The following is a 15,589-nucleotide window of genomic DNA, read 5'->3' as shown; positions in this document are numbered from 1 at the left end:
AAGAGAATACCCATGAAATGTAAATCGCTACTTGTTTTTAGTTTTCTGCTGATGCCGTTGTGGCTCTTTGCCCAGCAACAAATTACCGTATCGGGTGTTGTGACGGAGCAAGCCACCGGCGAACCCGCTATCGGCGTCAGCATTCTGGTAAAAGGTACGACAAATGGGACCGTGAGCGGGCTCGACGGTTCGTACACGTTATCCGACGTTCCGGCTCAGGCAACGTTGGTATTCAGTTACATCGGTATGACGACGGTAGAGCAGGCCGTCAACGGACGCTCGCGTATTGATGTGATGATGTCGGAGGATCAGCAGGTATTGGATGAAGTTGTGGTTATCGGTTACGGAAGCGCCAAAAAACGTGACCTTACCGGGTCGATCGTCAGCATCAAAGCCGCCGAGTTTGCCGATCGTCCGTCAACCAACCCATTGGCTTCCATACAAGGAAAGCTTGCGGGGGTACAGGTTGTTAATGCGGGACATGCCGGACAGGATCCGGAGATTCGTATCCGCGGTACGAACTCGATCAACGGATATGCGCCGTTGTATGTCGTGGATGGTTTGTTTTCGGACAACATCAATTATTTGAACCCTGCCGACATTGAGTCGATGGAGGTCTTGAAAGATCCTTCATCGCTCGCGATTTTTGGGGTCCGCGGTGCCAACGGGGTGATTATCGTAAACACGAAACGCGCCAAATCGGGGCAGACGGTTGTGAATGTGAATTCGTCGCTCGGATTCAGAAGCGTAGCCGACCGGATGTCGATGACGAACGCCGCTCAGTTTCGCGAGCTATATGATGAACAGCGCGTTAATCAGGGGCTTGGCGCATACGACTACGCGAAATGGAATGCCGATACGGATTGGCAGGATGTGATCTTTCAGCAGGGTTTTATGACGAACCACAATGTGAGCATTACCGGCTCCAGCGAGAAGAATCGTTTCTACTTAGGTCTCGGCTACACTTCGGAAGAAGGCAACATTCTGCATGAAAAATACTCTAAGGTAACGGCCAACCTGAACAGCGATTATCAGGTGACTGATTATTTGCGCTTCGGCTTTCAGGTGAACGGTTCGCGTACATGGCCTTCCGATGCCAAAGGCGTATCGGGAGCCATCCGGGCTGCACCGATTGCTCCGGTCTATCACGAGAAGACCGGTCTCCTGCATACGCTTCCTGATTTTCAACGAGCGCAGGTGTGGAACCCGATGATCGACGTGGAAACGCGCGCCGGCCATTCTGTGGGAGTCAATAATCGCGTGGCCGGAAACATTTACGGAGAGGTGGACATCCTCAAGAATCTGAAATTTAAAACCACCTTCTCGTTGGATTATGCCGTAGGGGAGGAGCGAAGCTTCAGTCCGATTATTTATGTGTACAATCCCGATGTCGCAGGTAAAGAAAATCTGACCGACCGCGAATCGGTGTCGCAGAATAAATCGACACGTACCGTAGCGCAGAGCGACTATATTCTGACTTACGACGTGTCGTCGGGCGGACACAGTTTGACGGCGATGGCCGGACTAACGACGAATTATACCGAATTTTCGCTGCTGGGAGCGGGAAGAGAGCAACATCTTAACGATATCATCTTTTCGATTCCCGACGATGACAAGGATAAATGGTGGATTTCCTCGATCGATGCGAAAGCCTCGTCGAACAGAGGAGCACAACACCGCCGTTTCACCATGTCGTACCTCCTGCGGGCGTTATACAGTTATCAGAACAAGTATTTGCTCAATGCGTCCTATCGTCGCGACGGCGCTTCGGTATTCCGCTCGGTAGGCAATACGTGGGAGAATTTCTATTCGCTCGGTGCAGGCTGGGTCGTTTCGGAAGAGGCATTTATGAAAAATCAGTCGATGATCGATTACCTGAAACTGAAAGGCTCGTGGGGCGTGCTGGGAAGTCAGAATACCGGAGGCTTCCATTATCCTACGTATCCTCGACTGGAGAACTCGGGTAGTGCTGTCTTCGGCGACAACATCATTGCCGGTTATTCATTGAGGTATCTGCCCCGTAATCTGTCGTGGGAGAAAACGCACGCATGGGAATCAGGCCTTGAGGTTGCCCTCTTCGGGAATCGGTTGCGTATAGAGCCGGTATATTATAACAAGGTGACGAAAGACATCATTGTTTTACTGTCGGGTTTCTCCGGGGCGAAGAATTCGCTCGAAAATCTCGGTGAAATCCGTAACCGGGGTCTGGAGCTTTCGGTTTCGTGGTCGGATAAGATCGGGGAAAGCGGGCTGAAGTACACGCTATCAGGAAACCTGACGACGATCGACAATCAGGTGCTTTCGCTCGGACGTGGCCCCGAAGATGCCATCTTTGAAGGACCGAAAGGCATTTCGCGTTCGATGGAAGGGTATCCTGTGGCGCATTTCTACGGTTATCAGGTCATCGGCGTATATCAGAACAAAGAAGACGTGAAACGGTATTTCCCGAACAAAGTCGGCAGTCCGGCACCCGGCGACCTGAAATTTAAGGATGTCAACGGCGACGGCGTGATCACGCAGGATGACCGCACGATGATCGGCAACCCAACGCCCGACCTTACATACGGTTTTAATGTCAACCTCGAATATCGGAACTTCGATCTGGGCGTCGACATGATGGGAGTCTATGGCAACGAAATCTACCGAACCTGGGACGACCCGACGTATGCTCAGTTGAACTACCTCACCTCACGGATGAACCGCTGGCACGGTGAAGGTACCTCGAACTGGGAGCCGGTGCTGAACCCATCGAGGGCATTGAATCTGCTAAACTCGAACTATTTCATCGAAGACGGCAGTTTCTTCCGCATACGGAACGTTCAGCTCGGATACAAACTCAATCCGGCGCTGTTGAGCAAGTTGCATCTGAAGTCGCTGCGACTGTACGCGAACGTCCAGAACCTGAAAACATGGCGGCGCAACACAGGATACACGCCCGAGATGAAAGGCTCGGCCTTGGAGTCGAGTATCGACAGAGGAACGTATCCCATGCCGGTTATTTATACTTTCGGATTTAACGTAACTTTCTAAATACATCGATTATGAATCATTCTATCAGAAATATCATAGGAATACTCGCAACAGGTCTTGCGATGCTGACGATCGGATGCTCCGATTTGTTAGACCAGCGTCCGCAGGGAGAATGGATACAGGGCGATGAAAGCGGCGGCGGATCGTTTCAATCCGATGTCTTTACCTTGTACGCCAAGATGCGCGGGTTTAACGTAACGGGCGGAACAACGGCGCTCGCGGTGCATTGTTTCCGTTCCGAAGATGCCGAAAAAGGCAGTACGGCCTCCGACGGCGCGGCACATGGCAAGATGTACGACGACTTTGAGTACATTGCAACAAACGGGCTGATTGCCGGCTACTGGACAGGAAACTACGAACTGATAATCTTAGCCAATAAAGTTATTGCCGACATCGAGCAGAGCGAGAAGGAGCAAGGTTCCCTGTCGGATGGTGACCGCATCAACAAGTCGGAAGCCCATTTCTTCCGGGCCTTCGCCTTCTTCAATCTGGTGCGTGCCTTTGGCGACGTACCCAAAATTGATTTTAAGGTGAACAAGGCCGAAGACGCGAACATCCCGAAGTCGCCCGCGGCAGAAATCTATGCTTTGATCGATGCCGACCTGACGGCTGCCGAAGCGCATCTCCCCAAAACGTGGCCGGCCGTTTATACCGGTCGCCTGACGTGGGGTGCCGCACGGTCACTTCATGCAAAAACCTACATGCAACGTAACGATTGGGCGAATATGTACGCGGTATCGACGGAAGTAATCAAGTCGGGACTGTATAACCTGAATACGCCGTACGATAAGATATTCCGTGAATCGGGCGAGAACAGCAGCGAATCTGTCTTCGAGTTGCAATGTACGGCGACCCCATCACAACCGGGCTCGAACGAAATTGGCAGTCAGTTTGCACAGGTGCAGGGCGTGCGTGGCGCCGGCGAATGGAATCTGGGATGGGGATGGCATACGCCGACTCAGTCGTTGGCCGACGCGTTCGAAGAGGGCGATCCGCGCAAGAACGAGACCTTGCTCTACTTCGTCAAAACCGGTGAAGACCCGAATACGATTGAGCCCAACAAGCCTTGGGGCGAGCGGCCTGTTGCCAATGCTTCCGTCGTCAATAAATATTATAATAAGAAAGCATACACCGATCCGACGATGCGTGCCACTTACACAAAGAGCGGGCACTGGTATAATATCCGCCTGATTCGTTATGCCGACGTTGTACTTATGGCGGCCGAAGCAGCCAATGAGACGGGCAAGACGGGCGAAGCGATGGAATATCTCGAAATGGTACGCGCCCGTGCCCGGGGCGGGAATGCTGCCGTTCTGCCGAAAGTGACGACGACCGATCCGGCCGAGATGCGTAAAGCCATCCGCCACGAACGTCGGGTAGAGTTGGGCATGGAGTTCGACCGTTTCTACGACCTTGTGCGTTGGGGCGTTGCTCTCGAGGTGTTGCATGCAGCCGGCAAAACGAATTATCAGGACAAGCACGCGCTGTTGCCTTTGCCGCAAGCTGAAGTCGACAAATCGAATGGAGTACTCAAACAGAATCCGAATTACTAACCGATAAAAAACAAACATCATGAAAAGGACAATTTATATTGCAATCGCGTTAGCCGGTTTGTTGCTGACGTCGTGTTTTCAAGACTTGGGACAAGACCCGCCGTTCGACTATCCGCAGCAGCCTACACCTCCTCCGCTCGGCGCCGACGGACAGATATTCTACCTGTCGTTCGACAAGGATTTCGAGGAATACCAAAGTCTTTTTGAGGCTTCGCCGACAGGGGCGCCCACGCTGGCCAACGGAAAAAGAGGCAAGGCTTATGCCGGAGCGAAAGACAGCTATCTCACATTCGACGTAGCCAATCTGGCCGCACCGTTAGGCTCCGCGATGACGTTCGCATTCTGGTACAAGCTCAATCCTGTGTCCGACCGTGCCGGTCTGCTCGTGCTGGGTCCCAAGACGGAAGGTAAGCCCGCCGACAAGCAGAATAACCGTACAGCCGGCTTCCGCATCTTCCGTGAGAAAGCCGGTGTCAAGCAGCGCATCAAGGCCAATGTAGGAAACGGAACAGCCGACAGCTGGCTGGACGGTGGTGCAAAAGCCGACCTCGATCCGGAGGCGAGCGGATGGAAGTACGTGGCGCTGGTGCTGACCGAGGGGAAGGCTTTCCTTTACCTCGACGGTGAAGAAGTGGCAGCCGCAAACCTGACCCGCATCAGTTGGAACGGTTGTGACCTGATATCTATCGGTTCGGGCTCACCGCGCTTCAACGAGTGGAATCACCTCTCGGATCACAGCCTCATCGACGAGCTACGCATTTACAACAAAGCGTTGAGTAGTGCCGAAATCAAACAGTTCATGAATAAATAACGCATGATATGAAACAACGAATCTGCATCCTGCTGTTATGCTGTGTTTGCGGCATGCAGTGGATTTTCGCTCAGAAGAAATTTCCTCAGTATGAGAGCGACGTGTATGTATCGAAGAGTGGCGACTCGCTGCTCTATCGCAGTCTGAAACCTGAAAACGTAGCCGAAGGCAAGACGTATCCGTTGGTACTGTTTCTGCACGGTGCGGGTGAACGTGGCTCGGACAACGAGAAACAACTATTTCACGGAGGCATGCTTTTTACCAATCCCGTTTACCGAACACAATACCCCGCCTTCGTGTTGTTCCCGCAATGTCCGGAAGATCGTTACTGGCCTACGCCGCTACGCCCCAACGGTTTCAAAGACGGCAATCCGTTTCCGGCCGATGCGGAAATCTCACGACCGCTTGCATTGGTAAAGGAGTTGCTTGACCGGACGATGGCGGAATACCCCATTGATCCCCGTCGTGTTTATGTGATGGGACTGTCGATGGGCGGCATGGGCACGTTCGACCTTGTCTGCCGTTACCCCGATCTCTTTGCTGCCGCGATCCCCATCTGCGGAGGTGTGCATACCGGACGGCTTGAACAGCTGGTTACACCGACGAAGTTCCGCATCTACCACGGTGATTCCGACTCGGTCGTACCTGTAGAGTTTTCGCGCGAAGCGTATCTGACGATGAAGAAGGCCGGCATCGAGGTAGAATATTTCGAGTTTCCGGGCGTTGATCATGGCAGTTGGTACCCGGCGTTCAGGCAGCCCGATTATCTCTCGTGGCTGTTCGGACAACGAAAACCGGACGGAGGAGGCTTATGAGAGCGATCGCCGCAACCTTTCTGTGTCTTTGCCTGACAGCCGGATGCGATAAAAAGCCGCAGAAAGAGACGCCCCCGGCTGAGCAACGTCTGCTGACCTTTGCCGACGACGACGCGTTCCTCGATTACATTCAGCGAACGCACTTGAATTATATGTGGGACGGTGCCGAGCCGACATCAGGTTTGGCTCCGGAACGTATCCACATGGACGGAGTCTATCCGCAAAACGATGCCGACGTGGTGACCACGGGCGGAAGCGGCTTCGGACTCGCCGGACTGCTGGTAGCCGTTGAGCGGGGATTTATTCCGCGCGATACGTGCGTGAGCCGACTTCATCGTATTGTCGATTATCTGGCGCGTGCCGACCGGTTTCACGGAGTCTGGCCGCATTGGATACACGGCAAGACCGGCAAGGTAAAACCGTTCAGTACGAAAGATGATGGGGGCGACCTCGTCGAAAGTGCCTTCCTGATGCAGGGACTCCTGTGCGTTCGCGAATATTTCAAGGAAGGAAACGCTTCGGAACGTGCGCTGGCGCAAAAGATCGATACTCTTTGGCGTGGGATGGAGTGGGACTGGTATCTGAACGGAAAGGATGTGTTGTACTGGCACTGGAGTCCTACATACGAATGGCAAATGAACTTCCCGCTCGAAGGGTATAACGAATGTTTGATCACGTATATTCTTGCGGCTTCGTCGCCCACGCATCCCATTTCGGCTTCGGCCTACCATAACGGATGGGCACGTAGCGGCGGTATTCGCAGCGAGGCTGTCGCTTACGGGCTGCCGTTGCGGGTGAAGCATAACGGTGCCGAAGGCTACGGAGGGCCTCTCTTCTGGGCACATTATTCTTACATCGGCTTGAGCCCGATGGGGCTGAAAGACGCGTATGCAGACTATGGCGAGGTGAACCGTAATCAGGCGCTGATCAATTATGCCTACTGTGTCCAGAACCCGCAAGGGCATAAAGGATACGGCGAGAACTGCTGGGGACTGACGGCCAGCTACACGGTCGACGGCTACACGGCGCACAGACCGATGCAGAATGATCCGGGCGTCATCACGCCTACGGCGGCGTTGTCGAGCTTTCCTTACACTCCCGACGAATCGATGAAGGCTCTGCGCCATTTCTACTTTGTCCTTGGCGACAGCATCTGGGGGACATATGGTTTTTACGATGCATTCAGCATCGGTCATGGCTGGTATCCGAAGCGCTATTTGGCTATCGACCAGTTGACGATCGCCCCGATGATTGAAAATCATCGTACGGGATTACTCTGGCGTTTATTTATGAACGCTCCCGAAATACGCGAGGGATTGAAGAAGTTGGGTTTTGAATAGTAGCTTATTGATTTTTTTGTAAAGAAAAAGAGGGAATGCCGTTTAGCACACCCTCTTTTTTTCGTACAAAATTCTCACTTATTCCAAGGCTCCTTTGTTTGGTTCAAGAGGCCAATAAGGATTTTGATAAATTGGAGATGTAGATAAGTCCGACGGATTTGCTGCTGTAATGCGAATATTCTCTATTCGTATAGGGAGCAGATAGTTTGCCTTAGACCAAGTATAACCATTATAAAGATTATTATTCTCTTTTATAATCTGATAAGGACGTATATATTTCGAAGCAGACTTTGCCGATACATTTGGAGTTTTACCTGCTGTGCCCGGTTCTATTATGCTCTTGTATTTAGCTGCTTGCTCATCCCAGAGATTAAATCCTTCAATGATGTAGTTCTTTACCATATCCAAAGCACGCCATCTTTTCAAGTCATCCCATCTCATCCCCTCTGCGATAAATTCACAGCGTCTCTCGCGACGAATATTATACATGAGACTTGACACCTTATTTTCTCCTGAGTACACAGCCCAGTCTTTTTCTTTATCTAAATCGGTTGCAGCTATTGTTTTATTAAAATCGGAATCTATCCCTGCTCGTTCGCGTATTGCCTTCCAATACTGCTGAGCTGTTCCGTCAATACTCAAGCCATTATTTTTTAAGCAAGATGCTTCGATATAATTCAGATATGCTTCAACACCTCTGAAAACAATAAACCCTGTTGTTTGTTGTTGATGGCCGCCTGCTGTACTACTGGCTTCATATGTAAGACCTTTACGCACATGATACCCTGTAGGTATTCTGTTTTCGGCTTTTTCCAAAATATACGGCAAACCAAAATAAGCCAATGGTGAGTCATCTTTTATCATCACATCCCTACGCGTATTTTCGGCCACTACAAAAAGCTGCATACGATAATCACGATTATGCAAAGTCTGTTCGATTGTGGCATCACCAGTATATCCTGATCCATTTGCGTATATCGGTAATCCGTTTTCCATCAGAAATGTCTCAATATAATTGCGAGTGAAACCAAGATTTCCTCCGGAAAAAATATAAGTACTTGTCCGATGAGTGTTACTCAATGCATTATTGAATTGACGCCACATAATCACCTCACTAACGCCAGACAGATCATCCTGCGCAAACATTTCGAAGTAAGGATTCCACCCTGTCTTCTGCCCGAAAACAGGATTCAATACTTTGTTATTCGGGGTCAGAGTAATCTTATCTGCCACCTCTTTAGATGCTTTTAAGGCTTCATCGATAAAGAAGGATATTTCCTTTTCAATATCAACGGTATATCCTTTGTGATAATCTTTTGTCGCGCCCGGCCATGCTGGAGAGCCAGGAATACGAGGTGTCCCTTTATGATACGTTTCAAAAGTCGCTTCAAAAAGGGCAACACGCGATTTAAACAATAATGCGGCATTTCGGGTGATCCTGTTTTTGCTCCCCGGAGGATTATCCGATAGTAGATTGATGGCCTCATCCAAATCTTTTAATATAAAACGGGCAACCTCGTTTCTCGGGCTTCGTTTACTCATTGCTACAAGATATTCCTTCTTGTCTTCTAATACTTTTGTAACAATCGGAAAATCTCCGAAATTTTTTAGGCGTTTAAAATAGACATATGCCCTCAGAAAATAAGCCTCTCCAATATAATGATTTACTTCGGATTCATCTCCTGTAAGCTGTTTTGCTTCTTTTTTAGGCAACACATGTTCAAAAAAATAGTTCAATTTACGGATGCTGAAAAAATTCCATTCTTTTTCACTATTGTTACGATTTTCATTTTCTGGTACTTTCCAGAAGTCTATGACCCAATATTTTTGCTCAGCATTTGTCTTTGCCTGATTGTCCGAATGATCGTCTCCAGTAATAGCTGGCCCTAAATTCCATTGGTCACGAATGTTAGGGAATTCATCATATAGGTTGATCACATACGCTTCTAAGTCCGATGCAGAATTAAAATAATACTGATCCGTTATTTTATCTAAAGGCTCACGATCCAGAAAATCGTTACATCCGAAGCATGTTACCAATAGAAAGACAAAAGCATAAAATTTGCAATTCTTTAAAATTCTCATATGATTTTCATTTTTAATGTTAAACGGGAATGTGATTAGAAATTAACGTTAAAACCAAAAGAAATAACTTTTGACAACGGATAAATTTTACCGTTATTTCCCAATTCAGACGGCCGACTGGTATCCCACCATGTCCGGCCTTCTACTGTTTCTGGATCGAATATTTTAGTCAGCTTTGTAAAAGTGAGTATATTGTCGGCTGATACGTAGAAACGAACAGATTCAACGCCTATATTTTTCATTAAAGCGCAACGATCCGTCAAGGTATAACCTAATTGAATGTTTTTTAATCGGAGATATGCACCATTCTGCAAATAGCGTGTCTGTGTATGTTGATTCCTTCCAGCATGGGTGTTGAAGATAGGACGTGGATAGTAAGCATTCAAATTCGCACCTAAGCGATGTCCTTCGGGACGGAAGAAGTCCCAGTGCTCCGTGAAACCGGCCGATTGCCATTGTCCGCCACTGGCCCCCCAAAAATACGGTCCACCGACTTCTACATCCCGTTTCATCACTCCTTGCCAGAACATACTGAAATCAAAATTCTTCCATTGCATATCCATATTTATCCCGATATTATAGCGCGGTGTAGAGTTGCCGATGATCGTTCTGTCTCCTGTATCACCGAGTATACCGGCTCCTCCATTCACCGAGCCATCTCCATTTAGATCGGCATACATGATATCTCCTGCTGCCCAGTTGCCGCCTAACGCATTTTGTTTGTCTTTCGACATGGATGACAGATGGGCGTCCATTTCTGCCTGTGTTTTGGCAATACCGACAGTAGTATATCCCCAGATTTCTCCAACCTTTTTGCCTTCATACCAAGTATCTATTTTCTTTGTATCGTTCGGATAGCGCATGATTTCCTGCTGGGCATCGGACAGTACGGCTTTTACACCATATGCAAAATCCCTTATACGGTCTCTCCATCCGATCTCAAGCTCAAATCCGTATGATCTCATATCAGCATTATTCATTTTCGGCACATCCGTTCCGAGAATATAAGGTAATAGCGGGGCTGGGCCTACCATGTCAAGTGTGGTACGATTAAACCAGTCGAATGAACCGGTAAGCCGATTATTTAAAGCTGCAAAATCCAATCCGACATTCCACGAACGAATTCTTTCCCATGTGAGGAATGTACTTACCAAACCGGGCATTTCTACCGTATTAGGTTTTTTATTATTGATTAGCCAATTTGAACCTTCTGTTTTAATCGTGAGTGACGGATAAAAAGGATAAAGATTTGTTGTATTTTGATTTCCTAATTCACCCCATGATCCTCTTAGTTTCAATGTACTCAGCTGATCCATATAATCTTTCCAAAAGTCTTCTCTGGCAATATTCCATCCTGCTGAAAAGGCAGGCAATAAGATCCAGCGCTGGTCTCTTAGGAAGCGTGACGAGCCGTCATAACGCAAGTTAAACTCTAACAGATAGCGTTCCTTATAATTGTAGTTCAAGCGCCCAAAGAAGCCAGCAGTAGCCCAATCGCTTAATTCATTATTGTCGATACCTCCTGTTTTCATGTTTTGTGTAGCGGTGGACAGGGAAGGCAATGTACCTGTTATCAGTCCTTGTTTGGTGCCATAGAGCGAACTGTATTTGTTTAATTCCATATTGAATCCGGCCATTGCTTTAAAGAAATGTCCTTTATCCGTTTCAAAGAAATAGTCGGTAAAAATGTTCGTTGTATAGAAATCTCGACGGTCTACTTGTTTGCCATATTCGGTAATGCCCGGGCCATGTCCTTCGTCGAATTTCATTGGTATGGGATTATTTTTTGTACCATAGAAAAATATAGGTAAAACGGCATACTTACGTTCCATATTTTCCGTACGCATATTTGCCTCGGCTGTGATTTTCCAGTTCTTTATTGGTTCAACCACCATAGAGAATTGATGTGTTAAGAAGTCCTTAACCATATTATCACGACCGCCTTCGCGTTGTTGAATAATTTCGGAATGCTCAATATAATGGCCGTTTTCATCTTTTGCATTCATTGTCGGCCAACGGCGTGCAATGTTGTGAAACAGCAATGCATTCTGGTAGTAGGCTTTATCATAATCTGTACGTACCCAACGGGCAGTATACCCCAACTGAATATATTGCGATAATTGAGAGTTTATTTTTGCTGTTATAGAATAACGTTTCAGCTTATCGTTCGAATGACGCAACAGTCCTCTTTGATCCATAAGGTTCGCGCTCAGGATATAATTAATCTTTTGGTTCCCTCCACTAACACTCAGATTATGTTCTTGCGACGGAGCCCAAGAGCGATAATGTTCGGCAAACCAGTCATTATTCCCATTTGCATTCGAATACATATCCCATGTAGCCCCATCTTTTGAAGGAACAAAGGGTTTGGTTAGTGTTCCAGCCTGATAAGCTTTGATACGATCTATAACTTCATCGGTAAAAATCGGGGTTCCTCCGCCATTTTCAGATGCGCTATTAAAATATTCGGCAAACGAATAAGAGTCCATCATCTTGGGCATACGAATGGGGTCCGAGAAACGGAAGTTATTGTTGTAGTTGATCCTTGTACGCCCTTCTTTCCCACTTTTCGTTGTGATAAGAATCACACCAAAGGGAGCACGAGAACCATATACAACAGACGAAGCCGCATCTTTCAGCACCGAGATACTTTCGATGTCTTGCGGGTTGAGTGCATTAATATTACCTTCCATGCCATCAATTAACACCAAAGGTTTTGCTTCACTTCCATCGCCAATGGACCCGGAGCCTCTAATGTTTATTTTAAGGGCATTATCCAATTCTCCTCCTCCAATAGGGACGGAAATGTTTAAACCCGGAACAACACCCTGCAATGCCTGGCTGACGTTAGCTACAGGACGTGATGCCAATTCTTTCGTATCAACGGTAGATACAGCCCCTGTCAAATTGACTTTCTTCTGCGTTCCGAAACCAATGACCACGACTTCGTCCAGATGTTTCGTATCGCTTTGCATCAAGACATCAATCGTCGTACGTGCATTCACACGGACATCCTGCGATTGGAGTCCCACATAACTGAAGGTCAATATCCCATCGGCCGGGACGTCATTTAATACATAATTACCGTCAATGTCTGTAATCGTTCCTTTCGAAGGTTGTCCTTTTACAATAACTGTTCCTCCGATAACCGGTTCACGGCTCTCATCCGTCACGGTACCTCGCACCGTGATCGTCTGTGCCGAAAGCGAAAGCGCTGAGATACACAGCAACAGTGTAAGCAAGCCTCTCGCTCCAAAAAGTTTTTTTCTTCTCATGTTTTTTAATGATTCGTTATACAATTGTTTCTATTTAGTCGATTCTCCATTTCAGGTTGAAAACGTACAAAATATTCATTCGTTTTCCGGAAGCCCGTCTCCGGATGCAGCCGGAGGTTCGGATTCTCCTTTCGAGGGTTTCCGGTTGCTTTGGCGCGCTTCTTTGATCAGTTCGTTCAGATCGTGATACAAGTCTTCCCAGCCTGCCACGTTCTTCATGGCCGAGACGAGCGAGAATATGTCGCGCAAAGCCTGATGCAGCGCGCGGCGCGCACCGGAGGCAGACTGTTTCTGCCGCAACGCCGAGTTGGCGTCCGTCTGTTCGGCACTGATGGCCTCGAAGGAGCCTTGTGCCTGCTTGAGCATGCTGTATTCGTCCATAACCATGGCCGTAGCAAGATGCACCTGATTGCCTGCCTCGTCGAGACGGTTAATCAGCGTTTGCATTACCACATTCTCATCGGCATACGAAAGGCCGTAGATGTCGCCCGTTTCTTCGAAGACCGTCAGCAGCGCTGCGGCCGCTTTTCCTTTGGGCTTATCGTTGAATCCGGCCATACCTTGCAGCATACGCCGGAGATTCCGGTACACCTTGTCGCGCACCAGATCCGCCTGTGCCACCGGGTTACCCAGCCCGCTGTACGTATTTTTAATGACGATGGCCTGATACGATTTATTCGTGGCGATCAACACGTCTACTAACGGATTGTGTTGCAGTACTCCGCTCGCATAGGCCGGCGAGATCACTTCGATCGTACGGTTCGACAAGTTTCCTAATACCTTAGTCGATAATTCACTGTAATTGACACGTAACATAAGATTGGTATTTTAGAGGTTGAATAATGAAATGATCGTAGCAGCGTGACAGAGGCTTTCTCCCGTGCGGCAGGAAAGAAGCATAAGTTCTACGGGAATCGCCCGCCATGCCGGGAAAAGATAATAGACCATACGGGAATCGCCCGCCGCGACGGGAAGTTATCATAGACCTTACGGAGATGTTCTGCCGCGACGGGAAAAGATCATCGGTTCTACGGGAGTCGCCCGCCATGCCGGGAAAAGATAATAGACCGTACGGGAATCGCCCGCCGCGACGGGAAATCATCGTAGATTCTACGGACATCTCCCGGCGAATCGGAACGTCTTCGCGCATGGTATGGTCATGCCCGGCCGAGAAGAAAATATTTCTCATCCGCCCGGAGCAAGATGCGGTAATGGTATGAAAAGGCCAAGCAAGCACGCCGGCCATGCGCCGGATACTGCGAAAGGCTATGAAAATTTCGTCGGGAAAAAGAAAGCAGCTGCGGGATTGATTCTTATACGACTGATAATACGCTAAATACCCCCCCCGTTAAAATTTATTAACAAGACAGAAAGGGGGGATAGACATACATGAAAACGATGTTTCGATGCTGCCGGCCAGCACAAATTAAACGTATTAAAATTCATTTCCCTTTTTAGTGTGTTGAGAGCGCAAAGATAACGCCATTCTGCCGATAAAGGATAAGATTATTCTATGTTATATAACACTTTTTAGAGAGAAAGCGGCAAAAGTTGTAAAAAAACAGGATGTGCAATGAGGCGAAGTATCATCGGAAGGGAGGGCGAACTATGGCTGTCTCCTTCGGTTTTTGTAGAGGGGTACAAAGACGATGACGCCCGAAGCGACAATCGAAAAGACGGTCATAAAATCGATCGTCTTGGCCGATGTCAGCAGCATATATACCAGAAATCCCCAGAGGAGGATGATGCAGACGGCCTGCGTGTTCGTGATTTTGCGACGTGCCATGTGATGTGATCGGTTATTTGACTTCGGTGATGATTTTATGCGTGATGGCATAGAACGTAAGTCCCGGAATCGTCTTGATACCGAGCTTGGCGGTGATGTTCTTGCGGTGTGTCAGGATGGTGTTGAGGCTGACGAAGAGGCGCGCGGCAATCTCCTTGTTCGTATATCCGCTGACGATGAGCTTGAGTACTTCTTTCTCGCGGTTCGAGAGATGGCCGTTGTCGTCGACCATCGGCAGCAGGATTCGACTGCGGATGCGGTTGTGCTGACGGATGTCGCGTCCCAAAGCATCGATGGTGAACAGCACGGCATACCCAAGGTTTTCGTCGTACGTTCCCGTCAGATGCTTGATCATGATGTTCCGCATATCGTCCATCATGGCTTCGATCATTTCATCCGTCTCGGGCGATGTCCGGGCGCGCATGCTCCTCCTGTTTTGCTCTTTTTCGCCGAGCGAAAGCAAACGCGGGAACCACTCTCGTTCGTCGGTCTGAATACGACTGCATAATTTCTCTTTGAACGAGGCGAAGATATTGCCCAACAGTTGCAGCGAGGCATTGCTCCCGCCCGACGTATGAATAAAAATTTGCAGGTGACGCTCGATATTGGGCAACTGGTATTGCAGATAATACCGGTTCGTTTGCTTCAGATAATCGATAATCTGATTGAGGTGAAAGCTTTGCAGCTTTTTCTCCGGAAAATAGTCTTCGTTGATAAACGTGTTGACGATGGTGAGGAAAAAGTCGGTATCGATTTCGTTTGCTTCGCAAAGCGCCATGACGGTTTCATCGCCCACTCCCAGCCGTATGCCGAAGCGGTTGATAACCGGAATGAGCGAGAGATGCTCGCTCACCACCTCGCTCATTCTCATATTGGCATATACTAACGACATCC

At 48.5% G+C, this 15,589-nt stretch carries 11 protein-coding genes; 6 read left to right on the top strand and 5 right to left on the bottom strand.

The window, feature by feature from the left end:
• Nucleotides 1–12 precede the first annotated feature (12 nt).
• The 5 genes from Q4A89_RS00665 to Q4A89_RS00645 all read left to right on the top strand — a co-directional run bounded on the left by Q4A89_RS00665 (nt 13) and on the right by Q4A89_RS00645 (nt 7,549).
• Complete coding sequence (locus Q4A89_RS00665; protein WP_303182929.1) at nt 13–3,030, top strand: TonB-dependent receptor; 3,018 nt, start codon at nt 13–15, stop codon at nt 3,028–3,030.
• A gap of 62 nt (nt 3,031–3,092) precedes the next feature.
• On the top strand, nt 3,093–4,583 hold the full coding sequence (locus Q4A89_RS00660) for a RagB/SusD family nutrient uptake outer membrane protein (protein WP_303183005.1): 1,491 nt from the start codon (nt 3,093–3,095) through the stop codon (nt 4,581–4,583).
• 19 nt (nt 4,584–4,602) lie between these two features.
• Complete coding sequence (locus Q4A89_RS00655) at nt 4,603–5,394, top strand: LamG domain-containing protein (protein WP_303182927.1); 792 nt, start codon at nt 4,603–4,605, stop codon at nt 5,392–5,394.
• A gap of 8 nt (nt 5,395–5,402) precedes the next feature.
• Nucleotides 5,403–6,209 (top strand): PHB depolymerase family esterase, encoded by an 807-nt coding sequence (locus Q4A89_RS00650; RefSeq protein ID WP_303182925.1) that lies wholly within the window; start codon nt 5,403–5,405, stop codon nt 6,207–6,209.
• A complete protein-coding gene (locus tag Q4A89_RS00645) occupies nt 6,206–7,549 on the top strand; it encodes a glucoamylase family protein (protein WP_303182923.1) in 1,344 nt (447 codons plus the stop codon). Before Q4A89_RS00650 ends, Q4A89_RS00645 begins: the two co-directional genes overlap by 4 nt.
• Nucleotides 7,550–7,627: 78 nt before the next feature.
• Here Q4A89_RS00645 and Q4A89_RS00640 read toward each other — a convergent pair whose 3' ends face one another.
• From Q4A89_RS00640 to Q4A89_RS00630, 3 genes are all read right to left on the bottom strand, one after another.
• Complete coding sequence (locus Q4A89_RS00640; protein WP_303182920.1) at nt 7,628–9,634, bottom strand: RagB/SusD family nutrient uptake outer membrane protein; 2,007 nt, start codon at nt 9,632–9,634, stop codon at nt 7,628–7,630.
• A 35-nt stretch (nt 9,635–9,669) separates the two neighbouring features.
• Complete coding sequence (locus tag Q4A89_RS00635) at nt 9,670–12,909, bottom strand: TonB-dependent receptor (protein WP_303182919.1); 3,240 nt, start codon at nt 12,907–12,909, stop codon at nt 9,670–9,672.
• A gap of 75 nt (nt 12,910–12,984) precedes the next feature.
• Nucleotides 12,985–13,725, bottom strand: a complete 741-nt coding sequence (locus tag Q4A89_RS00630; protein ID WP_303182918.1) for a DUF6261 family protein — start codon at nt 13,723–13,725, stop codon at nt 12,985–12,987.
• A gap of 107 nt (nt 13,726–13,832) precedes the next feature.
• Between Q4A89_RS00630 and Q4A89_RS00625 the strand changes: the two genes are divergently transcribed.
• A complete protein-coding gene (locus Q4A89_RS00625; protein ID WP_303182917.1) occupies nt 13,833–14,129 on the top strand; it encodes a hypothetical protein in 297 nt (98 codons plus the stop codon).
• Nucleotides 14,130–14,515: 386 nt separating this feature from the next.
• Here Q4A89_RS00625 and Q4A89_RS00620 read toward each other — a convergent pair whose 3' ends face one another.
• A complete protein-coding gene (locus Q4A89_RS00620) occupies nt 14,516–14,695 on the bottom strand; it encodes a hypothetical protein (RefSeq protein ID WP_303182915.1) in 180 nt (59 codons plus the stop codon).
• 13 nt (nt 14,696–14,708) lie between these two features.
• Nucleotides 14,709–15,587, bottom strand: coding sequence for a LuxR C-terminal-related transcriptional regulator (locus Q4A89_RS00615; protein WP_303182914.1), 879 nt, complete (start codon nt 15,585–15,587; stop codon nt 14,709–14,711).
• Between the last annotated feature and the right edge of the window lie 2 nt (nt 15,588–15,589).

It is taken from the genome of Tannerella sp., assembly GCF_030528505.1.
In the GTDB taxonomy this organism is placed as follows: domain Bacteria; phylum Bacteroidota; class Bacteroidia; order Bacteroidales; family Tannerellaceae; genus Tannerella.
The sequence above is the reverse complement of the archived record's forward strand: the minus strand, read 5'-3'. Positions and strand labels throughout refer to the sequence as shown.

Bases quoted from the DNA above. Each gene is read 5' to 3' on its own strand.
- Q4A89_RS00665 (WP_303182929.1), top strand. From the start codon at position 13: ATGAAATGTAAATCGCTACTTGTTTTTAGTTTTCTGCTGATGCCGTTG.
- Q4A89_RS00660 (WP_303183005.1), top strand. From the start codon at position 3,093: ATGCTGACGATCGGATGCTCCGATTTGTTAGACCAGCGTCCGCAGGGA.
- Q4A89_RS00655 (WP_303182927.1), top strand. From the start codon at position 4,603: ATGAAAAGGACAATTTATATTGCAATCGCGTTAGCCGGTTTGTTGCTG.
- Q4A89_RS00650 (WP_303182925.1), top strand. From the start codon at position 5,403: ATGAAACAACGAATCTGCATCCTGCTGTTATGCTGTGTTTGCGGCATG.
- Q4A89_RS00645 (WP_303182923.1), top strand. From the start codon at position 6,206: ATGAGAGCGATCGCCGCAACCTTTCTGTGTCTTTGCCTGACAGCCGGA.
- Q4A89_RS00640 (WP_303182920.1), bottom strand. From the start codon at position 9,634: ATGAGAATTTTAAAGAATTGCAAATTTTATGCTTTTGTCTTTCTATTG.
- Q4A89_RS00635 (WP_303182919.1), bottom strand. From the start codon at position 12,909: ATGAGAAGAAAAAAACTTTTTGGAGCGAGAGGCTTGCTTACACTGTTG.
- Q4A89_RS00630 (WP_303182918.1), bottom strand. From the start codon at position 13,725: ATGTTACGTGTCAATTACAGTGAATTATCGACTAAGGTATTAGGAAAC.
- Q4A89_RS00625 (WP_303182917.1), top strand. From the start codon at position 13,833: ATGCCGGGAAAAGATAATAGACCATACGGGAATCGCCCGCCGCGACGG.
- Q4A89_RS00620 (WP_303182915.1), bottom strand. From the start codon at position 14,695: ATGGCACGTCGCAAAATCACGAACACGCAGGCCGTCTGCATCATCCTC.
- Q4A89_RS00615 (WP_303182914.1), bottom strand. From the start codon at position 15,587: ATGTCGTTAGTATATGCCAATATGAGAATGAGCGAGGTGGTGAGCGAG.